This is a genomic window from Acutalibacter muris (assembly GCF_002201475.1).
Lineage (GTDB): Bacteria > Bacillota > Clostridia > Oscillospirales > Acutalibacteraceae > Acutalibacter > Acutalibacter muris.
Genome location: NZ_CP021422.1, coordinates 2,218,482 through 2,241,269, shown reverse-complemented (window position 1 = coordinate 2,241,269; position 22,788 = coordinate 2,218,482). Strand labels below are relative to the sequence as shown.

The following is a 22,788-nucleotide window of genomic DNA, read 5'->3' as shown; positions in this document are numbered from 1 at the left end:
CGACCTTTCTTGAATATTTTTTATTTGTTTTTGTTGACTATCCTGGTCTCTGCTTCGCCGCTTTCAAGGTCAATATATCTGACAAACAGAGATACCTTATTGTCCGGGTTCAGGCTCTCCCAAAGGCCGTCCGTGAAGCTGTCGATGTCCCCGGAGAGGGAGACCGGTTTGGGCTCGCCCACAAAGGAGGGCACCGGGTCGCCGTCGCACTTGTAGGTATGAATAAAGTGTCCCAGCCCCGGCATGGGCTCATAGGCGAAGAACTGGCGCTGGGCGGCGGCGGGATCGCCGTCGGTGCTCTTTAAGATGGACAGCCAGTAGCCGCCGCTTTTATAGTCGATGATGCCGGAGATCCTGGGGGTGTAAAGCGGCGGGTCCGGCTCGAAGGTGCGGGTGAGCAGAGCCCGGACAAAATAGCCGGGAGCTATACAATCTGGGGACGAGCAGATAAGGTTATAGATGGTGTCGGTCTGGTCGCCGTTGGTGACTATCAGCCCGCCGTCAAAGGTGCGCACAGGGTAGTAAATCACCAAGGAGGGGTCCGTAAGCAGCGCCGGGTCGTGGGCCTGGGTGCGCATATTTTCCCCCTCTGCCACAAATACCCGGTTGCGGCTGTTTACGCTGCGGCCCATGATAAAGTAGGCGGTCACAAGGCTCTTGCCGTCCTCGCTTTGGCCGATGACGATGCCCCGGCCGGGATAGGTGTTTCCCTTTAGGTCGTCAAAAATATTGATAGGTTTCATTTTATCTCTCCTTTGATATGCACTATTCCGTCCTGAACGCTGAGCCGTCCCTGGCAGTACAGCTCCACGGCTCTTGGCAGCAGCTGCCATTCGGCCTCCTCCATGACCCGCTTTTGCAGTATTTCAGGTGTGTCGCCCTCCTTGACCTCCACGGCTTTTTGCAGGATGATGGGCCCGCCGTCGCATACCTCGTTGGCAAAGTGCACCGTGGCCCCGGTGAGCTTTGCGCCCCGCTGCAATACGGCCTCGTGTACGTGCAGTCCATAGTAGCCCTTGCCGCCGAAGGCCGGCAGCAGAGCCGGGTGCACGTTCATTACGCGGTTTGGGAAAGCCTGTACAAAGCTGTCGCTGGTAATGGTCAAAAAGCCCGAGAGCACCACCAGCTCCACGTCCCGCTCCCTGAGGGCTGTAATAAGCGCCTGACTGTAGGTCTCCACGTCCGGGTATTCCTTACGGCTCAGGGTGACGGCCTCAATACCGGCTCTTTGGGCGCGCTCCAGAGCAAACACTCCGGGCTTGCTGGATATGACGGTGACTATCTTACCGCCGCCCAGCTTTCCAGCTGCTTGTGCGTCTATCAGCTGCTGCAAATTGGTGCCGCCGCCGGAGACCAGCACGCCTATCCTTACCATAGCAGCACCCCCTCGTCCCCGGACACCACTTCGCCCAGAAGGACCGCGTCCTCGCCCGAACCCTTCAGAGCCTCCAGAGCCTTGTCCGCTGTTTCGGGGGAGACGGCCATACAGAGCCCAACGCCCATATTAAAGGTATTGAACATATCGTGCTCCGGGATATCGCCGGCCTTCTGTATCAGGTTGAAGATGGGCAGCACCGGCACGGCGGCCTTCTCTATCTTGGCGGTAAGTCCGGGAGTGAGCATACGGGGGATATTCTCATAGAACCCGCCGCCGGTGATGTGGCTTATGGCCTTTACCTCCGCGCTCTCGATAGCTGCCAGGGCAGACTTCACGTATATGCGCGTGGGTGTCAGCAGGGCCTCGCCAAGGGTGCAGCCCAGCTCGTCGTAATGCCTGTTTACTATCTCGGTGTCGTTTTTCAGCATCTTTGCCACGGACACCGCAAGGCCCATGGCCGCGCCCACCAGGGATTCCCCGCTGTCCTCCATTCTGCCTATTCCGAAAACCTTTCGCACCAGGGAGAACCCGTTGGAGTGCACACCCGAGGATTTTACCCCAATGAGCACGTCCCCGGGGGCAAGCCTGCTGCCGTCTATCATTTTGGGCCTGTCCACAACGCCCACGGTGAACCCGGCGATGTCGTAGTCGTCCAAGGGCATCATGCCCGGGTGCTCGGCGGTCTCGCCGCCGATAAGAGCGCAGCCTGCCTGTACGCAGCCCTCGGCCACGCCGGAGACTATCTCCGCGATCTTCTCGGGATAGTTCTTTCCGCAGGCTATGTAGTCCAGAAAGAACAGGGGCCTTGCCCCGCAGCATACTATGTCGTTGACGCACATGGCAACCGCGTCTATGCCGATGGTGTCGTGCTTGTCGAGAAGCATGGCTATTTTCAGCTTCGTGCCAACGCCGTCGGTGCCGGATACAAGAACAGGCTCCTCCATGCCGGCGAGCTCGGGCCTAAACAGCCCGCCGAAGCCGCCTATGCCGGACACCACGCCGGGTATTGCCGTGCGGGCAACGTGCTTTTTCATCAGCTCCACCGATTCATACCCGGCGGTCACGTCTACCCCCGCAGCGGCGTAGCTGGCGCTATGGCTTTTCAGATGGCTTTCCTGGGGCTTAGTCAAATTGCTTTCCATATTATTTCCCCCCAATCATATGGCCCAGTTGCCGTCCCTAAAGATAGCAACGTCCCTGCCGTCCCGGGTATGGCCGGTGATGTTGAGCTCCTTGCAGCCTATCATAAAGTCCACGTGTATCATGGAGTCGTTGACCCCGGCCTCTTTTATCTCATCATCGCTCATGTTTTCAAAACCGTTAAGGGTCTCGTTAAAGCCCCGGCCCAGGGCCACATGGCAGGCGGCGTTCTCGTCGAAGAGAGTGTTATAGAACAGTACGCCGGAGTTGGAGATGGGGGAGTCTGCGGGCACCAGGGCCAGCTCGCCCAGCATACACGCGCCCTCGTCCATCTTTATCATGCGCTCCAAAAGCTCCTGGTGTTCATCGGCGTGAACGGCCACAGCCTTGCCGTCCTTAAAGTCGACGGAGAAGCTGTTTATCAGCACCCCCTGATAGGAGAGGGGAAGGGTGGCTATCAGCCTTCCCTCGCACTTGCCGCGCAGGGGAGAGGTGAAGACCTCCTCGCTGGGCATATTGGGATTGAACTCCACGCCGTTTTGAAGTGCCTCGCAGCCCCCCACCCAGCGGGAGCCGGGTATCAGCCAGCAGGTGAAGTCCGTGCCGTTGGGGGCGGTATAGTGCAGGTGCTCTAAGTCCAGGCTGTTGAGTTTTTCGCATTTCTCCCGAAGGCGTTTATTATGTGCGCTCCATTCGGCCACAGGGTCGTTGTCCTCGGTGACCCGCACGGCGCTGAGTATCTCGGCCCAGAGCCTTTCAACGGCAGTGCTGGTGCGCTCGCCGGGGAAGACCTTTTTGGCCCACTTTGGGGAGGGCACGGCAACTATCGTCCACTGGTGCTTGCTCTCGATGGCGTCGCTGTAGGGCTTCAGGACCTTGCCCCGGGCCATGTTGGACTTCTGCATTTTCTCCACGTTCACGCCCTTCATGCCGTCCGGGTCCATAGAGGCGATCATAATACGGGCCGGAAGGTTGTCCACCATATGCTGCATCTTAGCCTTCTCCCATTCCTCCACTTTCGACAGCTCGGTTATGGTTTGGTGCCTATAGTGAAGTTTGGTCACGGCCTGGTCAATCCAGTCTACGCGCACCCATTTCGCCCCGGCGCGGTAAGCCTCCTCCACCACCATCTCGGCGAACTCATGCTCCCCGACGCTGGCGCTGACAATACAGCCCTGGCCCTTCTGGAGGTTCGCGCCCTTCTGTACGGCCAGCTTGGCGTATTTCCTCATGATAGTTTTTTTCATGTATAACGGTACGTCCTTTCTAAAAAATATGTGGCGGTTGTTTTACCATTTCCTGTCTTGCAAAGCCCCGTCTTTTTCGGCGGCGGCCCGACCCATCGCGTCCTTGAGCTCTTGGAGCTTTCCGGCAAGCTCGGAGTCCTCCACGGCCAGTATCTGCGCGGCTAAAAGGGCGGCGTTGTCCGCGCCGTCGATGGCCACTGTGGCTACGGGGATACCCGAGGGCATCTGCACCGTTGAAAGCAGGGCGTCCAGGCCGTCCAGGGTGGAGGACTTTATGGGTATGCCTATCACCGGCAGGGTGGTATGAGCGGCAAGGGCCCCGGCAAGATGGGCGGCCTTGCCGGCGGCGGCGATAATAACGCCGAAGCCATTGGACCGGGCGCCTTTTGAAAACTCCGCGGCGGCGGCAGGGGTGCGGTGCGCGGAAAAGATATGGGCCTCGACGGGTATGCCAAGGGAGTCAAGGCGCTTTTTGGCCGGGGCGACGGCGGGAATATCGCTGTCGCTGCCCATGATTATGGCCACTCTTTTTGCTGGCATATTGGCACTTCCTTTCATAATTTGAAAATTGTAGCATTTTTGTAACTGTCCAAACCTAACATTTTGTGCTATTATATGTGTCGTTCAAAAGGACGGCCGTTCAAAAGGCCCAGTCGGTGCCCTGGGACATACGCAGATAGACGTTTTTTGCCCCAAGGACCTCACGCATGAGCCCCACGGCGGCCTGACCAAAATCCTCCACGGCATCTGCGGTGGTGGTGCCGTAGATGGCGGTGTGTACCATGACGGTGGGACCGTCGTCCTTACCGGCGTACCACATACGCATATTATCCTGGAAGCAGAGCATCAGCCGGCTCTCGCTCTTGCCGGGTATCCTTGCGATGGCTTCTCCCAGAGCCTCCTTCAGACGGAGCTCCTGTTCGGAGGTAATCTCACAGCTGGCTTTTACATCGATAAATGGCATAGGTCTCGTCCTCTCTTTGCTGTATTTTTATAGTATGGGTCTGCCAAACAATGCCAGTATACCCTAAAACGGCCCAAATAGCAAGTGAATTGCGGCGATTTGGTAAAATCTACCTAACCCTGTCCGCGCGACAGCGGGCGGCCCGGGGTGTGGGCAAAAAGCCAAAAATCACAGAAAATTCCTCGTAGTTTCGGCTATGTTTTTTTGGACCTCATGGCAAGTTTCACAATTTTTTAATAAAAATTTTAAAATGCGCTTGCATTTTAATAAGCGATATGTTATTATAACTACGGAAGATTGCTATATACTCGCGTGTTTTTGTTATATTGCATGATTCCGGAGAGGTTTCTCTCCTTGTGTCCTACCAACTACTTTGCATAGGGAGGGAGAGCTAAGGATCTTTCAGTAAGTACGGACCGATTTTTTTGGGGGGCATGCCCCCACAATCAAAAATGGCTTTCCCTGCGGGAAAGCCATTTTTGATTGTGGGGGCATGCCCCCACAATCAAAAATGGCTTTCCCTGCGGGAAAGCCAATGGGAGTGATGAGCATTGACTAATCCAAGCACAGCCTCGACCCCGAGAAAGAAGCCAGGCTTTTTTAAACGGGCCATCGAGCAATGGGACCTGCAGCTGCTGGTTATCCCCGGCATCCTGTTACTGTTCGTATTCAGCTACATACCGATATACGGCCTGGTAATGGCTTTCCAGGAGTACCGTATGGGCGAGTTCCCCGGCCAGAGCGAGTGGGTGGGCTTTAAACAGTTCATAGCGCTGTTTACCGATAAGAACCTGCCCCTTGTGCTGCGCAACACTCTGGCCATCAGCGGCCTGAAGCTTACGATCGGCTTTGTATGCCCCATCGTCTTCGCCGTGTTCCTCAACGAGATGCACCGGGACGGCATCAAGAAGGTCATCCAGACCATCAGCTATCTGCCCCACTTCATTTCCTGGACCGTGTGCGCCACCCTGCTGTTCGACTTCCTGAAGGCCGACGGCGGCGCCGTTAACGAGCTGCTGATGGCTCTGCACCTTATACAAGAGCCTATTGACTTCTTCGGACGGGGCGACCTGTTCTGGGGATTGGCCCTTGTCTCCGACACCTGGAAGGAGCTGGGCTGGAACTCCATCATCTTTATCTCCGCTATGGCCGGCGTGGACGCGGAGATGTATGAGGCCGCCGACATCGACGGCGCCACCCGCGCCCAGAAGATGTGGCATATCACCATCAAGGCCATTAAGCCCACCATCGTTCTTCTGTTTATCATGAACGTCGGCGGCATTTTGAACCAGAACTTCGACCAGATCATGATGCTCACCAAGCAGTTGGGCAACCCCATGCTGAAGGACACCGCGAACGTTATCGACACCTACATCTTCCAGGTAGGTATCTCGCAGAACCGCGCCTCCTTCGGTACTGCGGCGGGCTTGGTCAAGTCCCTGATAAACTTTGTGCTGCTGATTATGGCTAACACCATCGCCGACAAGGCCGGTGAAAACGCACTGTTCTGATATTAACAGAAGAAAGGAGGCAATGCCTTTATGACAGGTGTAAAAGAAAACCACAAGATGAAATCCAAAAAGGTTTTCAGCGACTATGTTATCATTATAGCCATGTGGGTCATCATGGTCACGGTATTCGTTACCACGCTGTATCCCTTCCTGAACTCCTTGGCCTTATCCCTAAATAAAGCGGACAACACAGTGCTGGGCGGCATCACCATATACCCCCGTGTTCCCACCCTTGCAAACTATAGGCAGGTGTTTACCAACCCCACCATTTGGAGGGCATACGGCATAACCTTCGCCCGCACCTTTATCGGCGCGGCAGGCGGCCTGGTAATTACCGGCGCGCTGGCTTTCGGACTGTCCCGCAAGAACCTGGCGGGCAGGAAGTTCTATACCTTCTTCTGCCTGATACCTATGTACTTCGGCGGCGGCCTGATCCCCACCTATTTCCTTATCCGTAACCTGGGCCTGACCAACACCTTCTGGGTGTACATCATCCCCAATCTGGTGAATATCTGGAACATGATCCTTATGCGCTCCTACTTCCAGTCCGTCCCGGACGCCCTGGAGGAGTCGGCGCGTATTGACGGCGCCAACTACCTTACCATCTTCTTCAAGATATACTGGCCTGTCTCTACCCCCATTATCGCCACCATCGCCCTGTACTTCGGCGTGTTCCACTGGAACGACTGGTTCATGCCCAACATCTACGTCACCAAACAGGAGCTCAAGCCCATGACCTCGGTGCTGCTAAGCATTATAAGCGAGGCCTCGTTCTTAGAGAAGATGATGCAGTCTGGCGCAAGCGCCGCCGCTATGGGCAACGTGGCTAAGGGCAAGGAGACCAACGTGCGCTCTATCACCATGGCCACCATGATCACCTCTATCCTGCCCATCGTTATTATTTATCCCTTCTTACAGCGCTTCTTCCTGAAGGGCATCATGATAGGCTCCATCAAGGGCTGATTTTTATAGGCGTTCCTACTTACCTTGTCATTCCAGGCGGCGGGCGGCTTATTATTCGTCCCGCCGGCCTGAATGAAATAAAATTTGTCTATAGGAGGACGAAAAACAATGAGCAAGAGAATTTTGGCCCTGCTGCTGGCTCTGGCTATGATCGTAGGCGTTTTCGCGGCCTGCGGCGATAGCGGCAACAACAGCTCCAGCGGCGGCAACAGCTCTACCGGCTCTACCGCCAGCACCGAGGGCGGCGATAGCAGCACCGAGGGCGGAGACGACTCCGAGCCCAGCAATGTTTCTCAGGGGCCCGACCCCACCGACGAGTTCTATGCCTTTACCTGCTACTGGTACTATGACTGGGCGGGCATCAAGGATTGGGGCGTTGACGCCGCCTCCAAGTATTGGGGCGAGAAGTTTAACGTGGACGTGGAGTTCTCCAAGCCCGACGCTGACCCCGACTCCAAGTTGAACATCATGCTGACCGGCGGCGACCTGCCCGACTCCATGATTCTGGACCGCGGCCGTGTGCTGAACAGCGCTGCCCGTGCCGGCGCCCTGGTGGAGATCGAGCAGTTCATGTATGATGGCTGCACCTTCAAGGAGGACATCTCTGAGGTTTCCAGGGAACTGCAGAAGGTCGACGGCAAGCTGTACGGCGTCCCCAACTGGGCCCGCGGCTCTGAGGCAGTGGCCACCGGCGGCAACTATGGCTGGATCATCAACACTCAGACCTATGAGGATGTTGGGTCTCCTCCGCTGAACACCATGCAGGACCTGCACGACTACTGCGTGAAGGTCAAGGAGGCCAATCTGAACTCCTACACCGGCCAGAGCATCATCCCCTTCGCCACCACGAACACCAACAACGGCTTCTATATCTATCAGCAGTTCTACCGCTCCATGGGCGCCCGCAACCTGGTGGAGCAGTACTTCACTCAGGAGAACGGCAAGCTGGAGATCTGCGTGCGCGAGCCCATGTTCGTTGAGGCTCTGAAGACCGCAAACCAGTGGTTCAACGAGGGCCTGTGGTCCGCTGAGGAGTTCACCGACGACGGTACCATGTGGGAGGAGAAGATGACCAACGGCCGTCCCGCCCTGATGTGGTATGACTTCTCTCAGGACGACTCCAACAACTTCCGCCGCGTTACCCGCGAGAACTCCAACGGCGAGGTTTCTTACGAGGTTCTGGGCGATCCAAACAGCGAGATCACCAAGGACTTCCCCATGTTCCCCAAGGCTAGCGAGGACGTCAAGGTCTGCTACGGCGACGAGAACGGCGTTATTGGCTGGAACGTCAACGTTATCACCACCGCTGCCGAGCGTCCCCAGCGTATATTCGACCTGTTTGCCTATTGGGTTTCCGAGCAGGGCTCTAAGGAGATTCTGTACGGTCCGGAGGGCGGCCTCTGGGACGGCACCGACGAGAACGGTATTCCGAAGCTGACCAAGCCCTATGCTGACATCACCTCTGACGAGATGAACGCTGCCGGCGCATGGATCTGGACTCAGCCCGCCAACTCCGACTACATCGATGCTATCAAGTTTGCTGTTAACGAGCAGCAGCCCGCTGATAAGCGTAACTGGGTTGTCTCTCTGCAGGCCGACCTGTTCTCCCAGAGCAAGGAGAATCCCCATGAGGGCACCAAGTTCATCACCGACCAGAACACCGGCCTGACCAACGTGCTCGATCCTCAGGAGGACCTGGGCATCAAGCTGAAGGCTGTTCAGGATGAGCTGCAGGTACGCCTGCCCCAGATCCTGATGGCTAAGGACGAGGCCGAGTTCAACAAGCTGCTGGAGGAGGCTGTCAAGACCTGCGAGGATAACAATATCGACGATATCCTGGCTGCCTGGCAGGCTCAGTACGATAAGAACATCGAGGTCCAGGGCTTCGACGGCTATGATCCCGCCTACATCGGCGAGGTCTATGGCATGGACCTGTCCTAATCGGATTTGTAAGCGCATAACCGGGTGACCCCGGTGTAACAGAGAAGGGTCCGGGCCGAAAGGTCCGGACTCTTTTATGTTTTTTGTCAAAATCACTTGCATGGAGCGGGGTATAAGTAGTATAATAAATTCTTAGAGCGATTTAATTAGAAGGGTAGGCTTCATAAATGAAATTCAGTCTAAGGCCCCGCTCGCGCCGGGGTACATACGAAATCAACATGACCGAGGGCCCTCTTTTGGGCAAGCTGGTGCGCTTCTCCCTGCCCCTGGCGCTTTCGGGGGTGTTGCAGCTATTGTTCAATGCCGCCGACGTGGTGGTGGTGGGGCGCTTTGCCGGGAACCAGGCCCTGGCCGCCGTGGGCTCTACCAGCGCCTTAAACAACCTTATTGTCAATCTCTTCATCGGCCTTTCCATTGGCGTGAATGTGCTGGTGGCCCGGTACTATGGCGCGGGCCAGGCCCGGGACCTGTACGAAACGGTGCACACCTCCATACTCACTGCGGCCATCAGCGGGGTGGTGCTCATTTTTCTGGGCATGGGGCTGTCGCGGCCGCTGCTACAGATGATGGAGACCCCTGCGGACGTTATTGACCACTCGGTGCTGTATATGCGCATAATCTTTGCCGGTATGCCCGCCAGTATGCTCTACAACTTTGGCGCGGCGGTCCTTCGGGCGGTGGGGGACACCCAGCGGCCCCTATACTTCCTGCTGACAGCAGGGGTGATAAACGTGGTGCTGAACCTCTTTTTCGTTATCGTCCTGCATATGGGCGTGGCGGGGGTGGCGACGGCCACTGTCATATCTCAGTGCGTGTCCGCCGCGCTGGTGATTCTCTGTCTGGTCCACAGCGAGGGTGTGTACCATCTGGACATCAAGCGGCTCCGTATTTATAAGCGCAAACTAAAGGAGATAGCCCGCATCGGCATCCCGGCGGGGATACAGGGCTCCATGTTCTCCATCTCCAACGTGCTGATACAGTCCACCATAAACTCCTTCGGCTCCGTGGCCATGGCCGGCAGCACGGCGGCGGGGAATATAGAGGGCTTCGTCTGGACGGCCATGGACGCCTTTACCCAGGCCACCCAGAGCTTTGTGGGACAGAATTACGGCGCGAAGAAGATAGATCGGGTGAACAAGGTGATCTGGCAGTGTATGATCCTGGTGACAGGCGTGGGCCTAGTGCTGGGCGTGGGGGCATATCTGGCGGCGAACCCGCTGCTGGGCATCTATTCCTCCGACCCGGCGGTGATAGAGTACGGCAAAGCGCGTATGCTGGCTATCAGCGTGCCGTACTTTACCTGCGGCGCGATGGGTATCTTTGTGGGCGGTATGCGCGGGCTGGGGTCTTCGATGGTGCCCATGATAAATACTGTGTTCAGTGTGTGTGTGCTGCGCGTGGTGTGGATCTATACGGTATTCGCCCTTTGGCCTCAGTGGGAGGTGCTGTTTATCTCCTACCCGGTGACTTGGGTTATAGCCTCCCTTATCGGCGGCATATGCTACGCAGTGATAAAAAGGCGCGCCGTAGCCAGGTTAAACGTCCGCGAAGCGGGGTAAAAGTTTAGTCAACCTTTTCAAAGGTTGCAGGGTGTGGGGCGGAGCCCCACGACCTTGCCGAAGGCCATAAATATAATAGAGACAGAATATCCCCCGGGAAACCGGGGGATAAACTATTTAGCATATCTTTTCAGGTCAACCAGTCACTTCAAAATTTTCTTCACCGTTTCTTCAATGCCCTCGGCGCAGAGCCCAAATTCCTTGAGCAAATCTACAGCCGGGCCAGAGTGTCCAAACACATCCTTGACGCCCATGCGGGTCAGGGGGGCGGGGCAGTTCTCACACAGGCAGGCGGCCACAGCCTCGCCCAGCCCGCCGATGATGTTGTGCTCCTCCACAGTGACGATATGCCCGGTCTCCTTCGCGGCCTTTATGACCAGCTCCTGGTCCAGGGGCTTTACCGTGTGCATATCGATAAGCCGGGCGTTTATGCCCTGGGCTGCCAGAGAATCCACGGCCTTTATTGCCTCGCCCACCATCAGCCCGGTGGCAATAACGGTGATATCAGAGCCCTCCCGCAGGGTGATACCCTTGCCAATCTCAAAGCTGTAGTCGTCGTTATTATTGCAGCTCTCCACCGCCAGACGGCCCAGCCGGAGGTACACCGGGCCCTTATACTCCACGGCGGCCTTTACGGCGGCTTTCATTTCGTAGTGGTCGGCAGGGTTTAGCACCACCATGCCGGGGATACTGCGCATAAGGGCGATATCCTCGCAGCACTGATGGGTGGCCCCGTCCTCGCCCACGGAGATGCCTGCGTGAGAGCCCACTATCTTCACGTTAAGATGAGGATAGCCCACGGAGTTTCGCACCTGCTCAAAGGCACGCCCCGCCGAGAACATGGCGAAGGAGGTGGCAAAGGGTATCTTTCCGCAGGAGGCGAGCCCAGCCGCTACGCCCACCATATTGCCCTCGGCTATGCCGCACTCAATAAATCTATCAGGGTACGCCTTGCCAAAATTTTCCACCTTAGTGGCGTCTGCCAGGTCAGCCACCAGCACAACAATATCCTGGTTGTCTCTGCCCAGTTCCACCAGGGTCTCGCCGAAGCTCTCCCTGGTAGCCTTTTTAACTATCTCAGCCATATGCAAACAGCCTTCCTTTCATGTTTAATTAAATCTTAAGCCAATGCTGCAATGGCCGAATTCAGCTCGTCCATGGCCTTCTGGTACTGCTCTGCATTTGGGGCCTTGCCGTGCCAGCCAGCTTGGTTCTCCATAAAGCTGACGCCCTTGCCCTTGGTGGTCCTGGCTATAATGGCAAAGGGCTTGCAGGAGCATTCCCTGGCGGCGTTAAACGCAGTCTCAAGGCTCTCAAAGTCGTGGCCGTCGGCAACAGCGACCTCGCAGCCAAAGGAGCGCAGCTTTTCGTCGATGGGCTCGAGGCCCGCCACCTTCTCCACGTCGCCGTCTATCTGTAAGCCGTTATGATCCAGAATCAGGCAGAGATTGTCAAGCTTATGGTGGGCGGCAAACATTATGGCCTCCCAGACCTGTCCCTCCTGTATCTCACCGTCGCCCAGGAGACAGTAGACCTTATAGCCCTTTCCGTCCATCTTGGCGGCCAGGGCCATGCCTACGGCGGCGGAAATGCCTTGGCCCAGGGAGCCGGTGCTCATGTCCACGCCGGGGGTGCCCTTCATGTCCGGGTGCCCCTGCAGCATTGCGCCGATGTGCCGCAGCTTTTTCAGCTCGTCAGGGGAGAAGTACCCGCGCAGAGCCAGAGCGGCGTACAGCCCCGGGGCACAGTGGCCCTTTGAGAGCACGAAGCGGTCCCTCTCCGGGCACTTAGGGTCCTGAGGGTCGATATTCAGCTTTTCAAAATAAAGATAGGTAAAAATGTCGGCAGAGGAGAGGGAACCTCCCGGATGGCCGGACTTGGCGTTATATACGCCCTCAATGATGCCAGCGCGGACCTTGGCTGCCTTAAGCGCAAGGGACTGTCTTTTTTCTGCGTCCATAAGTCCAATCCTTTCTTTCGTTCAGATTTTATCATGATTATACATGATTTGAACCTAAAATGCAATATACATTAGAGACGAGCTTTGTAACAGATTTTTAAACAGTTTAGCCGCCTTTTTAGACGGTACATGGAGATGGTCCCTTGAAAAAGCAGAGCTTCCTCTATGGCGCGTTCATCCTCACCGCCGGGATGGCCGTTGTAAAAGTTATCGGCGCGGTGTTCAAGATACCCCTTCAGCACTTCATCGGTGAATACGGCATGGGCCTTTTCAATGTGGCCTACAATTTCTACGGCCCCATTTTCAGCCTTGCCACGGCGGGCTTCCCAGTGGCGGTGTCAAGGCTTGTTAGCGAGAACGCCTCTTTGGGGCGCTGGAATCATGTGCGCCAGGTAAAGTCCGTGGCCGGGCCGCTGTTTCTGGGCTTCGGCATACTTGGGGCGGTGGGCATGACCCTGTTCGCTCCGGTGTACTGCGAGAGGATAATCGGAACGGAGCACGCTATCTTTCCCATGCTGGCCCTGGTCCCGGCCATACTCTTTGCCTGCTGGGGGGCTGCTTACCGGGGCTATTACGAGGGCCTGCGCAATATGGGTCCCACAGCTGTCTCGGAGGTAATCGAGGCGGCCATCAAGCTATGCCTGGGGCTGGGCCTTGCATACTTTGTGATGCGCCGGGGCATGGCTGAGTATCAGGAGAGCGGCACGGTCTTCGGACTGCTGGCCGGCGGGGAGGACCAGGCGGGGCTGCTGACCCTGGCCCTGGCGGCGGCGGGGGCGGTGCTGGGAGTGACGGCGGGTTCCTTTGGGGCGGCGCTGTACCTGTCCATACGCTGGAGGCTGAAGGGGGACGGGGTGGGTCTTCGGGCAAGGAGGCAGGCCCCGCCCGCCGGCAGGTGGAGGGACACGGCCAAGGCCCTTTTGAAAATTACCGGCCCGGTGGCGGCGGGCTCCATCGCAATGAACGCGGCGGGGCTGATAGACGCCACTTTTTTGCAGAGCCGTATCGCCCATATCATTGAGACCGCTCCGGGACGGCTCCTGGCTGCCTATGAGGGCATGATACCGGCCATGTACCTGGAACACCACGAAACTGTTCCGACCTTCCTGTACGGCTGCTATACCCTTGCAATGACCCTGTACCTGCTGGTCCCGGCGCTGACCCAGGCCATCGGCATGAGCGCCCTGCCCGCGGTCACCGAAGCCTGGGCCCGGAGGGACCGCCCCCAGCTGAAGGAGCGTATGGAGTCCGTACTAAGCGTAACAGCCTTGGTTTGTGCCCCCGCAGGCTTGGGGCTTACGGCCTTGGCCGAGCCCATAGCCTCCCTGCTGTACGGCGGCGGGTCAGCGCCTATTGTGGCGGGGGTGCTGCTTACTCTTGGTCCCGCGTCCCTGTTCGCGGCTATGAATACTCCGGTATCGAGTATGCTCCAGGCCGCCGGGAGGGCCGACCTGCCGGTGAAGCTGCTGGCGGTGGCCATGGCTCTGAAAATTGGGGTAAACTGGTACCTTTGTGCAATTCCCGAGATAAACCTCCGGGGGGCAGGGATGGGTACCCTGGCGTGCTATCTCTTCCTGGCGGCCGCTCAGCTGTATTGCCTGCGTAAAGTGACAGGTGTAAAGCTCAGCTTTAAACGGCTGTTTTTAAAGCCCCTAATCTGCGGGGCCCTATGTGGCTGCGGGGCCTGGGGGGCATATCGGGGTATGGCCGCGCTGGGGCTGGGAAACGGCGCGGCAGTGGGGGCGGCCATAGTGTGCGGGGGAATTATTTACATATTTGGACTGCTTTTGACCCGAGGAATTCCGAAAAAGGACCTGATTATGCTGCCCAAGGGACAAAAAATTGCGAAAACCCTTGAAAAACGAGGGTGGATGTGATATTATTGCTACTGTCGCAGGATTTGAGCACAATAAAGAGTGCCGTATAGTAAATGCGCCTGAAAAGAGGCAGGGCGTCTCTTTTGAACTGCGTTACTATAAAAACAGCGCGCAGAACATTACTCTGGGAGGTAACAATTAATATGAACAAGACAGAATTGGTTGCGGAAGTGTCTGAAAAGGCAGGGCTGACAAAGCGGGATGCCGAGGCAGCCGTAAAGGCGATAGTCGACAGTGTTACTGAGGCTCTTGCAAAGGGCGACAAGGTCCAGCTGGTGGGCTTTGGCACCTTTGAGGTGCGCGAGCACGCCGCCCGCACCGGCCGTAACCCCCGCACAGGCGGCACCATGGAGATCCCCGCCTCTAAGGCCCCTGCTTTTAAAGCGGGCCAGGCCCTGAAGGACGCTGTGAACAAGTGAGCGGCGAAGAATAAGCGCCGTTTTGGGTCTGCATATCCGGCAGGCCCATTTTTATTATGTAAAATTCCGGGAGGGGACAAAATGAGACTGGACAAGTATTTAAAGATTTCCCGTCTGATAAAGCGGCGCACAGTGGCCAACGAGGCCTGCGACGCCGGGCGGGTGCTGGTCAACGGCAAGGAGGCCCGGGCCTCCTACAACGTAAAGGAGGGGGACGTGCTGGAGATACACCTGGGCGAGCGCGTGCTGCGGGCACGGGTCCTTTCAGTAGCGGAGTATGCAAAGAAAGAGGAGGCCTCCGGGCTTTACACTCTGCTGGAGTGAAGCGTAAGCCGCGGCAGGAATAATATCGGGCTGTACCCGCATATAAATGCTCCATGGAAGGGGAGTTGGATATATGCCGGAGCAGCAGATAAAAAAGCATGACCTGAGCATAATGGGGCGGGAGAAGTTGACCGCCACAGGCATTAAGAGGGTGGACTTTTTCAGCGACGAGCTCATCACCGCCCAGACCGACCTGGGCCAGCTCAATATAAAAGGGGAGGGCCTGCACATAGACAGCCTGAACTCCGACACCGGGGATATGCTGGTCAAGGGCAGGATAGGGGCCGTCTCGTATACCGAGAGCAGCCCGGCGCTGTCGTTCTTCGGAAGGCTGTTTAAATGACCGGCCTGACCCTGCCTGCGGCGTGTCTATGCCTGATGACCGGCGCCCTGCTGGGCGGGCTGTTCCTTTTCTTTAAGCTTTTGCGTGGGCTGCTCTATGGCGGCAGGCTTTGTGCTGCGGCGCTGGATATAATTTTCTGCCTGGTGTGGGCGCTTACCGCTTTCCTCTGCGCGTTGGTGGTGGACAAAGGCCGTCTTAGAATGTTTCAGGTGGTTATGCAGGTACTGGGAGCCTGGGGAACGGTGGTGGCCCTGGACCCCTTTATAAACGGCGTGACTAATATTGTACGCCGCTTTGGCAGATGGCTTGGCAAAGGGCTAAGCCGGCCTGCAAGTTTTCTGCGAAAGCGCTGGCGGATAAAGCGGGCTGATATGAAAGCAAAGCGCGACGAAAGGCGAAAAGCTGCCCAAAGTAGAAAAAAGCCGGGCAGAGGGAAGGTCCCGGGCGGGAAAGGCACGCCCAGATATAGAAAGGTCCCGGTAAAATCCAAAAGATATGCCCTAAAAAAGAAAAAAACAAAAAACCCCCTTGAAAAACTTACGTAAACCGGTGTATAATGTGATTAACACAAATTGCCGTGGAAGGGAGGGGCTGCCAATGGACGGCGATACGCCAAAAAGGAAGATCCCCGGCGGCCTTATCCTAAAGCTGGCAATTTTCTGCCTGACAGCCGTAGTTGTGCTTTCCTTGGTGGAGCATCAGGTGCAGCTTGTGGAAAAGCAGGAGCAGCTCCGCGTATTGCAGGGTCAGCTGGAGCAGCAGGATATGCGGAACAAGGAGCTCCGTGCCGCAATGGACGGCGAGGAGGGCCTGCGCAGCTATGCCGAGAAGCGCGCCAGGGAGGACCTTGACTATGTAAGGCCCAACGAGCGGGTGTTTGTGGACGGCGGAGAGTAATCGGAAAGACAGGATAATTCGAGGAGGATAACGGGACAAAATGGGGCTTGAGGTTGGAGAGATCTACGAAGGAAAAGTCACTGGCATAACAAAGTTCGGAGCGTTCGTCAGCCTTGAGGAGGGGCAGACCGGGATGGTGCACATCTCAGAGATTGCCCCGACTTTTGTAAACGAAATAAGGGACTTCGTTTCTGAAGGGCAGACTGTGAAGGTGAAGGTGCTGTCGATCAGTGAAGAGGGCAAGATAAGCCTCTCCATAAAAAAAGCGCTGCCGCCGGAGGAGCAGCATAAGCCCCGCAGGCCGGGCCCGGCAGGGAAAAGGCCCGGAGGACCGCGCCCGCCAAGACCACCAAGGCCGGAGCCGCAGCAAGGCCCGGGACGGCCCGGAGACTTTGAGTGGCAGAGCCGCCGCAACGACAGCGGAAGCTTTGAGGACATGATGTCCCGGTTCAAGCAGACCAGCGACGAGAAGATGTCCGACTTAAAGCGCGGAAATGAGCCGCGAAGGGGCTATTCGCGCCGCGGACAGCGCGGCGGCGGTGGCGGCAACTGATAGTTAACGCACTTCAAAAGAGGTATACCTCTTTTGAACCAGGCGGCAAAGCCGCCCAGCTTTAGAAGCGCGTTTACTATAACATACATAATCTTATGCCCCGCCGGGATTTGGCGGGGCTTTCTGTTGGAGGTAGCCATGAGAGAGATAAAATCGGAAGCTATTACAGAGGCCATAGCAAGACTTTGTGTGCAGGCAAACCGTGCGCTGCCGGCGAGCCTGGAGGACTGTATAAGGAACGCCAACGAGACAAGACCTGTCTCCCGCCCGGTTATGGAGGACCTGTGCCGCAATCTTGACGCCGCAAGGGAGCTGGGCCTTCCCATCTGCCAGGACACGGGGATGGCCGTGGTGTTCGCCCAGGTGGGCCAGGAGGTGCATATTGACGGGGACTTTACCGAAGCTGTAAACCGGGGCGTCCGCCGGGGATATGTAGAGGGACTGCTGCGCTGCTCGGTGGTAGCCGACCCTCTGCGCCGGGGGAACACAGGGGACAATACCCCCGCTGTCCTCCATGTCAGCCTTGTGCCCGGGGACAAGCTCACTCTGACCGTCGCCCCAAAGGGCTTTGGCAGCGAGAACATGAGCCGGCTGAAAATGTTTACTCCTGCCGCCAGCCGGGAGGATATCATCGGCTTTGTGGCAGGGACCGTAAAGGAGGCCGGGGGGAACCCCTGCCCGCCGGTGGTGCTGGGGGTGGGTATCGGAGGGGACTTTGAGCTCTGCGCGAAGCTTGCCAAAGAGGCCCTCTGCCGGGAGGTGTCTGTCCGCAATTCAGACCCCTACTATGCCGATCTCGAGAAGGAGATGCTGGACGCGGTCAATGCCACAGGGGTGGGCCCCCAGGGCTTTGGAGGGGCCGTGACCGCACTGGCGGTGAATATCGAGACCTATCCCACGCATATAGCTGGGCTGCCGGTGGCGGTCAACGTGGGCTGCCATGTAACCAGGCACAAATCTGTTACGATTTAATAAAATTTTTCTTGCACTTTTATGTAAAATGTGCTATTCTATAGTCAGACGGGGAGCAAAATATGTAATATCGCTCTCGCATATACGAAGGAGGAAAGAGTTATGAAGATCAATATCATCGGGCGTAAAGTAAACCTTCGCAACAACTTTAAGGAGCTGGCCGAGAAGAAGCTTGCCAAGTTTGACCGCATTTTCGACCAGGACGCCGAAGCCACCGTCACCGTCACTGTGGAGCGCAACCGGCAGACTGTTGAGATCACCATCCGTCAGCGGGGGGCGATCTTCCGCGCGGAGAATACCGCCATGGATATGAACGAGGCCCTGGACCACTGCGTGTCCGCTTTGGGCCGCCAGATGCGCCGCAATAAGACCCGCCTTGAGAAGGCCAAGAAGGTGGACCCGGGCATGGAGTTTGCCGATTCCTATTACGACGAGCCCGAAGAGGAGCTCCAGGTGGTGCGCACAAAGCGCTTCGCTGTGAAGGTCATGGGCCCGGAGGAGGCCATAATGCAGATGAATATGCTGGACCACGAGTTCTTCATGTTCCGGGATGACGTCTCCGGCGAGATAAATGTGGTCTACCGCCGTAAAAACGGCGACTACGGCCTGCTGGTGCCAGACGAGAAATGACGTATTCCGCAACCTGCCTGCTGGGCGTTGAGGGCCTGCTGGCCCAGGAGCTGCGGGACATGGGGTGTGAGGAGGTCCGGGCGGAGAACGGCCGGGTGATATTCTCGGGCGGCTGGGATATTCTGGCCCGGGTGAACCTCTGCAGCCGGTTTGCGGAGCGGGTGGGCCTCCTCATGGGCGATTTCCACGCCGAAAGCTTTGAGGAACTGTTCCAGGGGGTCAAGGCCCTGCCCTGGGAGGAATACCTGGGCAGGGAGGACGGATTTCCTGTGTCCGGCAGCAGCCTTAACAGCCGGCTGCACAGCGTACCCGACTGCCAGGCCATAATCAAAAAGGCCGTGGTGGAGAGCTTGAAGCGGAGCTACCGCCAGGACTGGTTTACTGAGGACGGCCCCACCCACCGGATAAGGTTCCGCATAATGAAGGACCAGGTGAGCGTGACGATAGATACCAGCGGGGCAGGACTCCATAAGCGGGGCTACAGGCCCGTGTCCAACGCGGCGCCCATCAAGGAGACCCTGGCCGCCGCGCTGCTCAGGCTCTCGCGGCTGAGAGCGGACGGCACCTTTTACGACCCCTTCTGCGGGTCGGGCACCCTGCTTATAGAAGCCGCTACCATGGCTCAGAATATTGCCCCCGGCATAGGGCGGCGGTTCCAGGCCGAGGTCTGGGAACAGACTCCCGGCGGAGTATGGGACCATGAGCGCGACCGCGCCAGAGACATGGAGCGCCGGGACACGAGCTTTACCGCCACCGGCTATGATATTGACCCCGCCGCGGTGGAGTTGGCCCGGGAGAACGCCAGAAGAGCCGGTGTGAAGGTCCGCGCCGATGTGCGGGACATTAAGGACTTTGCCGAGGCCACGGCCTATGGCTGTGTGGTCTGCAATCCGCCCTATGGCCAGCGGCTCAGCGACCAGAGGGCGGCAAGGGATATCTACCGGCAGCTGGGCCGGGTGTTCGTCCCGGAAAAGGGATGGAGCTATGGAATAATAACGCCGGAGGAGGACTTTGAAGCCCTGTTCGGCCGCAAGGCTGACAAGCGGCGCAAGCTGTATAACGGCATGATACGCTGTCAGTTCTATCAATATTTTAAGGCAATATAAGGGATAAGAGGGTTATAAATGAAGCTTTTTGGACGGCTTAGGGGCGGTATCGAGACCCAGCGGCTGTTCCTGCGCCGGTGGGAGCATAAGGATTTCAAGGCCTATATACCAATCGTCTCCGACCCGGAGGTGATGACTCCTGCCGGGTGCCAGCCTGCCGGTACACTGGAGGCCGCTTCGGCGATGTTTGCCCGGGACCTGCATAATGATCTGTGCTATGCCATTGTGCTGCGGGAAACGGAGGAGGTCATCGGGCGCATTAAGCTCCAGAGCGACCTTCGGCGGTTCCACGTGAACAGTCTTTCCGTGGGCTATGAGCTGCGTCGGGACCTGTGGGGCAGGGGCTACATGACCGAAGCCCTTGCCGCCATGGTGACATTTGCCTTTGAGAAGAAGAAGGTGGACGTGCTGGCGGCCAGCCACTATGCGGAAAACGAGCGTTCCCGCCGGGTCATTGAGAAGTGCGGCTTTAAGCTGGAGGGCGTGGTGCCCTGGGCGTGTAAGCGCTTTGACGGGAAAATATGCGACGACGTCTGCTACTCGATCCTTAGGGAGGACTATATAAACGGCCTGGGGACGAATTTGCAGGACCAGCTCTGAGATATCTGCACATGAAGCTGAGCATTTTTATAAAACTGTCTGCATAAAAAGCGCACCCTGCGAGTGGGGTGCGCTTTTTATATCTGACATATGGCTTATTTTAAGGAAACAGTGGCGGCGTTGCCGGTCTTCGGCTTGATATCGCCTGCCGCTGTAAGGGCCATCTTAGTCAAAGTCGGGCCAATAAGCTCATACACCAGCACGCCGAACAGGACGATACTTCGTATGGTAGAGCCTATCTCGCCCAGCGCCCCCACCTGGGAGGCCATACCCAGGGCCACGCCGGCCTGGGGCAGCAGAGTGATACCCAGATACTTTTGTATCTCCGGGGAGCAGCCTGCCAGTTTGCTGCTGAACATGGCCCCGAAGTATTTGCCCAGGGAGCGGGAGAGGATATACGCGAGACCGATGCCCACGATAGCCAGATCGGTAAACACGTCCAGGTGCAGCTCCGCGCCGCTTAACACGAAGAACAGGGTTAGAAGTGGCGCGGACCACTTGTCTGCCCGGCCCATCAGGTCCTCGGAGCTCTCGCAGGTGTTGCAGAACACAGTGCCCAGCATCATGCACACCAGCAGGGAGGAGAACTTCACGTGCACGGAGCCTATCTCAAAGGAGAGCATGGACATGGCCACCGCGAGGATAATAAACCCGGCGATCATGGCCACGCGGTTGCGGTTGGACATGAACCAGCGCTCCATAAAGGTGAGCACCCACCCCAGCAGGGCCCCCAGGGCCAGAGAGATCACGATCTCAAGAAGGGGCTCGAATATGATGGAGGCTAAGTTGGCGCTGCTGGTCTCCATGGCCTGGGCCGCGCCAAAGGATATGGCGAAGATCACCAGGCCCACCGCGTCGTCCAGGGCCACTACAGGCAGCAGGATATCGGTGACAGGGCCCTTCGCCTTATACTGCCGGACCACCATCAGTGTGGCGGCGGGGGCGGTAGCGGCGGCGATGGCCCCAAGGGTTATGGCAGCGGACACAGGGAGCTTGTCCCCAAGGAATATGTGCAATACCAGCAGGGCGGCGTCCACCAGGATAGTGGCGGCCAGGGCCTGGAAAACGCCCACGATTACAGCGGCCCGGCCGGTGGTGCGAAGGGCGGAGAGCCTGAATTCGCTGCCAATAGCAAAGGCTATAAAGCCCAGGGCCACATCACAGATGGGCTGTAGGGAATCCACAAGCTCGAAGCTGTTGAAGCCCACCCCGGGCACGCCCAGCCGCCCGAGGAGGCACGGGCCCAGAAGAACGCCGGCAAGGAGGTAGGAGGTGACGTCCGGCAGATGGAAGCGCTTGAACAGGCGGGTCATCATTAGCCCGGCCACCAGCGCCACAGAAATACATAGGAGCATGATCATATTGAAAGACCCTCTTTCGTATGTAGATAGGTCCAGCGGAACGCTGGGCAAAACCTTATCTATTTTACACTTGACGGGAGGGTTTGTCAACCAGGGGCCTTTAAATTATTTACTCACTAAGTGTCATAATATATATATAAGAAAAGGTGAATTCCCAAAAATTATGCTTTACAAAGTAGAAATAATGTGATATAATCGGAAATGTACGGTAGGAAATATATCTTATTTATTATGAATGTGAGGGTATCAATGGCACTAGAAAAAGCAAACAGTATGGTGGCGCAGCTGAAAAGAGGAACTTTAGCCATGCTTGTCCTTTACCTTCTTCAGAACGAGGATATGTACGGCTATCAGATTGCGCAGACCTTGGATGAGCGCAGCGAAGGTAAGCTTCGGCTGATTGAGAATTCGCTTTATGGGACTGTGTACCGGCTTCAGCGGGAGGGTTATATTTCCAGCAAGAAGGAGGAAAATGTCGCCCGGGCGAGAGTGTTCTATCATTTGGAGCCCTCCGGAGAGGTCTATTTGGCAAAGTTGATTAAGGAATACGAGTCCATCTCAGAGGGGATACGGCTTGTAATAGGCAATCCGGCGTTTTCTCAGGAGGAGATTCAATGACAGAAGAGATAAATAAGTATTTAGAATCTGTACGGCGCCAGCTAAAAAAGGCCGGCGACCGTGACGGAGAGTATTTTGCGGTCCTCCGGCAGGAGGTCGATACTTATTGCGCCGAGCATCCTCTGGCAACCGCAGAGGATCTGCTTACATATTTTGGATCCCCTTCTTCACAGGCGGAGGAATTTTTGAGAAATGCGCCGAAGGGGTTTACCCAGCAGAAATTGGCGCTCCGCAGACGGTTTTTCGCTTTTACAAAGGTTGTTCTTGCCGTTCTGGCGGCTGCGATTATCCTTTTACTGAGCGTGCTTGTCATTGATACCTGGTCATATACTCACGGGAGCGTAACTGAATCGTCGGCTATGGAAGGACATTATGAAGGCAGTGAAAGTGCATTAGAAGCATTTTATTAAGTGGAGGAATGTGTG

General features: G+C 56.9%; 26 protein-coding genes. 17 read left to right on the top strand and 9 right to left on the bottom strand.

Features of this window, described 5'->3' with window-relative positions:
* Nucleotides 1-20: 20 nt before the first annotated feature.
* The 6 genes from ADH66_RS11480 to ADH66_RS11455 form a co-directional block, all read right to left on the bottom strand.
* Nucleotides 21-743, bottom strand: a complete 723-nt coding sequence (locus ADH66_RS11480; protein WP_066540679.1) for an IMP cyclohydrolase — start codon at nucleotides 741-743, stop codon at nucleotides 21-23.
* Entirely contained in the window at nucleotides 740-1,375 is a 636-nt protein-coding gene (purN, locus tag ADH66_RS11475; protein ID WP_066540681.1) for a phosphoribosylglycinamide formyltransferase, read from the bottom strand. The genes ADH66_RS11480 and purN overlap by 4 nt, the downstream gene beginning before the upstream one ends.
* Nucleotides 1,369-2,520, bottom strand: coding sequence for a phosphoribosylformylglycinamidine cyclo-ligase (purM, locus tag ADH66_RS11470; protein WP_066540683.1), 1,152 nt, complete (start codon nucleotides 2,518-2,520; stop codon nucleotides 1,369-1,371). Before purM ends, purN begins: the two co-directional genes overlap by 7 nt.
* Nucleotides 2,521-2,535: 15 nt before the next feature.
* The gene (locus tag ADH66_RS11465) at nucleotides 2,536-3,765 is read right to left on the bottom strand and encodes an aminopeptidase (RefSeq protein WP_066540686.1); all 1,230 of its coding nucleotides are present in this window, start codon (nucleotides 3,763-3,765) and stop codon (nucleotides 2,536-2,538) included.
* 42 nt (nucleotides 3,766-3,807) lie between these two features.
* Nucleotides 3,808-4,305 carry a 5-(carboxyamino)imidazole ribonucleotide mutase gene (gene purE / locus ADH66_RS11460; RefSeq protein WP_066540690.1) on the bottom strand — a complete coding sequence of 166 codons (498 nt, stop codon included), beginning with the start codon at nucleotides 4,303-4,305 and terminating at the stop codon, nucleotides 3,808-3,810.
* 100 nt (nucleotides 4,306-4,405) lie between these two features.
* A complete protein-coding gene (locus tag ADH66_RS11455; RefSeq protein WP_066540699.1) occupies nucleotides 4,406-4,729 on the bottom strand; it encodes a hypothetical protein in 324 nt (107 codons plus the stop codon).
* A gap of 551 nt (nucleotides 4,730-5,280) precedes the next feature.
* Between ADH66_RS11455 and ADH66_RS11450 the strand changes: the two genes are divergently transcribed.
* From ADH66_RS11450 to ADH66_RS11435, 4 genes are all read left to right on the top strand, one after another.
* Entirely contained in the window at nucleotides 5,281-6,240 is a 960-nt protein-coding gene (locus tag ADH66_RS11450) for an ABC transporter permease (protein WP_066540701.1), read from the top strand.
* A gap of 30 nt (nucleotides 6,241-6,270) precedes the next feature.
* The gene (locus tag ADH66_RS11445; RefSeq protein WP_201448077.1) at nucleotides 6,271-7,203 is read left to right on the top strand and encodes a carbohydrate ABC transporter permease; all 933 of its coding nucleotides are present in this window, start codon (nucleotides 6,271-6,273) and stop codon (nucleotides 7,201-7,203) included.
* 108 nt (nucleotides 7,204-7,311) lie between these two features.
* A complete protein-coding gene (locus ADH66_RS11440; protein WP_066540704.1) occupies nucleotides 7,312-9,144 on the top strand; it encodes a type 2 periplasmic-binding domain-containing protein in 1,833 nt (610 codons plus the stop codon).
* A gap of 167 nt (nucleotides 9,145-9,311) precedes the next feature.
* Nucleotides 9,312-10,703, top strand: coding sequence for an MATE family efflux transporter (locus tag ADH66_RS11435; protein WP_066540706.1), 1,392 nt, complete (start codon nucleotides 9,312-9,314; stop codon nucleotides 10,701-10,703).
* A gap of 143 nt (nucleotides 10,704-10,846) precedes the next feature.
* Here the strand turns inward: ADH66_RS11435 and ADH66_RS11430 are convergent, their stop codons facing one another.
* Complete coding sequence (locus ADH66_RS11430) at nucleotides 10,847-11,788, bottom strand: transketolase family protein (RefSeq protein ID WP_066540708.1); 942 nt, start codon at nucleotides 11,786-11,788, stop codon at nucleotides 10,847-10,849.
* Between the two features lie 35 nt (nucleotides 11,789-11,823).
* A complete protein-coding gene (locus tag ADH66_RS11425; RefSeq protein ID WP_066540710.1) occupies nucleotides 11,824-12,663 on the bottom strand; it encodes a transketolase in 840 nt (279 codons plus the stop codon).
* A 143-nt stretch (nucleotides 12,664-12,806) separates the two neighbouring features.
* Between ADH66_RS11425 and ADH66_RS11420 the strand changes: the two genes are divergently transcribed.
* From ADH66_RS11420 to ADH66_RS11370, 11 genes are all read left to right on the top strand, one after another.
* Nucleotides 12,807-14,540 carry a putative polysaccharide biosynthesis protein gene (locus ADH66_RS11420; RefSeq protein WP_066540713.1) on the top strand — a complete coding sequence of 578 codons (1,734 nt, stop codon included), beginning with the start codon at nucleotides 12,807-12,809 and terminating at the stop codon, nucleotides 14,538-14,540.
* A 143-nt stretch (nucleotides 14,541-14,683) separates the two neighbouring features.
* Nucleotides 14,684-14,959 carry an HU family DNA-binding protein gene (locus ADH66_RS11415; RefSeq protein WP_066540717.1) on the top strand — a complete coding sequence of 92 codons (276 nt, stop codon included), beginning with the start codon at nucleotides 14,684-14,686 and terminating at the stop codon, nucleotides 14,957-14,959.
* Between the two features lie 81 nt (nucleotides 14,960-15,040).
* A complete protein-coding gene (locus tag ADH66_RS11410; RefSeq protein ID WP_066540734.1) occupies nucleotides 15,041-15,283 on the top strand; it encodes an RNA-binding S4 domain-containing protein in 243 nt (80 codons plus the stop codon).
* Nucleotides 15,284-15,356: 73 nt separating this feature from the next.
* Entirely contained in the window at nucleotides 15,357-15,626 is a 270-nt protein-coding gene (locus ADH66_RS11405) for a YabP/YqfC family sporulation protein (protein ID WP_066540737.1), read from the top strand.
* Nucleotides 15,623-16,171 (top strand): spore cortex biosynthesis protein YabQ, encoded by a 549-nt coding sequence (gene yabQ, locus ADH66_RS11400; RefSeq protein ID WP_066540741.1) that lies wholly within the window; start codon nucleotides 15,623-15,625, stop codon nucleotides 16,169-16,171. Before ADH66_RS11405 ends, yabQ begins: the two co-directional genes overlap by 4 nt.
* 52 nt (nucleotides 16,172-16,223) lie before the next feature.
* Complete coding sequence (locus ADH66_RS11395) at nucleotides 16,224-16,523, top strand: FtsB family cell division protein (protein WP_066540744.1); 300 nt, start codon at nucleotides 16,224-16,226, stop codon at nucleotides 16,521-16,523.
* A gap of 40 nt (nucleotides 16,524-16,563) precedes the next feature.
* Entirely contained in the window at nucleotides 16,564-17,076 is a 513-nt protein-coding gene (locus ADH66_RS11390; protein WP_066540747.1) for a S1 RNA-binding domain-containing protein, read from the top strand.
* A gap of 138 nt (nucleotides 17,077-17,214) precedes the next feature.
* Nucleotides 17,215-18,048: a fumarate hydratase gene (locus tag ADH66_RS11385; protein WP_066542028.1), complete on the top strand. Its 834-nt coding sequence runs from the start codon at nucleotides 17,215-17,217 to the stop codon at nucleotides 18,046-18,048.
* A gap of 102 nt (nucleotides 18,049-18,150) precedes the next feature.
* Nucleotides 18,151-18,678 carry a ribosome hibernation-promoting factor, HPF/YfiA family gene (gene hpf, locus ADH66_RS11380; RefSeq protein ID WP_066540750.1) on the top strand — a complete coding sequence of 176 codons (528 nt, stop codon included), beginning with the start codon at nucleotides 18,151-18,153 and terminating at the stop codon, nucleotides 18,676-18,678.
* Nucleotides 18,675-19,784, top strand: a complete 1,110-nt coding sequence (locus ADH66_RS11375) for a THUMP domain-containing class I SAM-dependent RNA methyltransferase (protein ID WP_066540753.1) — start codon at nucleotides 18,675-18,677, stop codon at nucleotides 19,782-19,784. The genes hpf and ADH66_RS11375 overlap by 4 nt, the downstream gene beginning before the upstream one ends.
* Nucleotides 19,785-19,802: 18 nt before the next feature.
* Entirely contained in the window at nucleotides 19,803-20,384 is a 582-nt protein-coding gene (locus tag ADH66_RS11370; RefSeq protein ID WP_066540755.1) for a GNAT family N-acetyltransferase, read from the top strand.
* A 95-nt stretch (nucleotides 20,385-20,479) separates the two neighbouring features.
* Here ADH66_RS11370 and ADH66_RS11365 read toward each other — a convergent pair whose 3' ends face one another.
* Nucleotides 20,480-21,745, bottom strand: coding sequence for a cation:proton antiporter (locus ADH66_RS11365; protein ID WP_066540757.1), 1,266 nt, complete (start codon nucleotides 21,743-21,745; stop codon nucleotides 20,480-20,482).
* 249 nt (nucleotides 21,746-21,994) lie between these two features.
* Between ADH66_RS11365 and ADH66_RS11360 the strand changes: the two genes are divergently transcribed.
* The gene (locus ADH66_RS11360) at nucleotides 21,995-22,363 is read left to right on the top strand and encodes a PadR family transcriptional regulator (protein WP_157767213.1); all 369 of its coding nucleotides are present in this window, start codon (nucleotides 21,995-21,997) and stop codon (nucleotides 22,361-22,363) included.
* Nucleotides 22,360-22,773 (top strand): HAAS signaling domain-containing protein, encoded by a 414-nt coding sequence (locus ADH66_RS11355; protein ID WP_066540761.1) that lies wholly within the window; start codon nucleotides 22,360-22,362, stop codon nucleotides 22,771-22,773. The genes ADH66_RS11360 and ADH66_RS11355 overlap by 4 nt, the downstream gene beginning before the upstream one ends.
* Nucleotides 22,774-22,788 lie beyond the last annotated feature (15 nt).

What these genes read in the sequence shown, in the direction of transcription:
- ADH66_RS11410 (WP_066540734.1), top strand. Translation starts at nt 15,041, where the DNA reads ATGAGACTGGACAAGTATTTAAAGATTTCCCGTCTGATAAAGCGGCGC.
- ADH66_RS11365 (WP_066540757.1), bottom strand. Translation starts at nt 21,745, where the DNA reads ATGATCATGCTCCTATGTATTTCTGTGGCGCTGGTGGCCGGGCTAATG.
- ADH66_RS11455 (WP_066540699.1), bottom strand. Translation starts at nt 4,729, where the DNA reads ATGCCATTTATCGATGTAAAAGCCAGCTGTGAGATTACCTCCGAACAG.
- ADH66_RS11385 (WP_066542028.1), top strand. Translation starts at nt 17,215, where the DNA reads ATGAGAGAGATAAAATCGGAAGCTATTACAGAGGCCATAGCAAGACTT.
- purM (WP_066540683.1), bottom strand. Translation starts at nt 2,520, where the DNA reads ATGGAAAGCAATTTGACTAAGCCCCAGGAAAGCCATCTGAAAAGCCAT.
- ADH66_RS11415 (WP_066540717.1), top strand. Translation starts at nt 14,684, where the DNA reads ATGAACAAGACAGAATTGGTTGCGGAAGTGTCTGAAAAGGCAGGGCTG.
- ADH66_RS11355 (WP_066540761.1), top strand. Translation starts at nt 22,360, where the DNA reads ATGACAGAAGAGATAAATAAGTATTTAGAATCTGTACGGCGCCAGCTA.
- purE (WP_066540690.1), bottom strand. Translation starts at nt 4,305, where the DNA reads ATGCCAGCAAAAAGAGTGGCCATAATCATGGGCAGCGACAGCGATATT.
- ADH66_RS11435 (WP_066540706.1), top strand. Translation starts at nt 9,312, where the DNA reads ATGAAATTCAGTCTAAGGCCCCGCTCGCGCCGGGGTACATACGAAATC.
- ADH66_RS11360 (WP_157767213.1), top strand. Translation starts at nt 21,995, where the DNA reads ATGGCACTAGAAAAAGCAAACAGTATGGTGGCGCAGCTGAAAAGAGGA.
- ADH66_RS11375 (WP_066540753.1), top strand. Translation starts at nt 18,675, where the DNA reads ATGACGTATTCCGCAACCTGCCTGCTGGGCGTTGAGGGCCTGCTGGCC.
- ADH66_RS11480 (WP_066540679.1), bottom strand. Translation starts at nt 743, where the DNA reads ATGAAACCTATCAATATTTTTGACGACCTAAAGGGAAACACCTATCCC.
- purN (WP_066540681.1), bottom strand. Translation starts at nt 1,375, where the DNA reads ATGGTAAGGATAGGCGTGCTGGTCTCCGGCGGCGGCACCAATTTGCAG.
- ADH66_RS11440 (WP_066540704.1), top strand. Translation starts at nt 7,312, where the DNA reads ATGAGCAAGAGAATTTTGGCCCTGCTGCTGGCTCTGGCTATGATCGTA.
- ADH66_RS11395 (WP_066540744.1), top strand. Translation starts at nt 16,224, where the DNA reads ATGGACGGCGATACGCCAAAAAGGAAGATCCCCGGCGGCCTTATCCTA.
- hpf (WP_066540750.1), top strand. Translation starts at nt 18,151, where the DNA reads ATGAAGATCAATATCATCGGGCGTAAAGTAAACCTTCGCAACAACTTT.
- ADH66_RS11370 (WP_066540755.1), top strand. Translation starts at nt 19,803, where the DNA reads ATGAAGCTTTTTGGACGGCTTAGGGGCGGTATCGAGACCCAGCGGCTG.
- ADH66_RS11425 (WP_066540710.1), bottom strand. Translation starts at nt 12,663, where the DNA reads ATGGACGCAGAAAAAAGACAGTCCCTTGCGCTTAAGGCAGCCAAGGTC.
- ADH66_RS11390 (WP_066540747.1), top strand. Translation starts at nt 16,564, where the DNA reads ATGGGGCTTGAGGTTGGAGAGATCTACGAAGGAAAAGTCACTGGCATA.
- ADH66_RS11405 (WP_066540737.1), top strand. Translation starts at nt 15,357, where the DNA reads ATGCCGGAGCAGCAGATAAAAAAGCATGACCTGAGCATAATGGGGCGG.
- ADH66_RS11465 (WP_066540686.1), bottom strand. Translation starts at nt 3,765, where the DNA reads ATGAAAAAAACTATCATGAGGAAATACGCCAAGCTGGCCGTACAGAAG.
- ADH66_RS11430 (WP_066540708.1), bottom strand. Translation starts at nt 11,788, where the DNA reads ATGGCTGAGATAGTTAAAAAGGCTACCAGGGAGAGCTTCGGCGAGACC.
- yabQ (WP_066540741.1), top strand. Translation starts at nt 15,623, where the DNA reads ATGACCGGCCTGACCCTGCCTGCGGCGTGTCTATGCCTGATGACCGGC.
- ADH66_RS11445 (WP_201448077.1), top strand. Translation starts at nt 6,271, where the DNA reads ATGACAGGTGTAAAAGAAAACCACAAGATGAAATCCAAAAAGGTTTTC.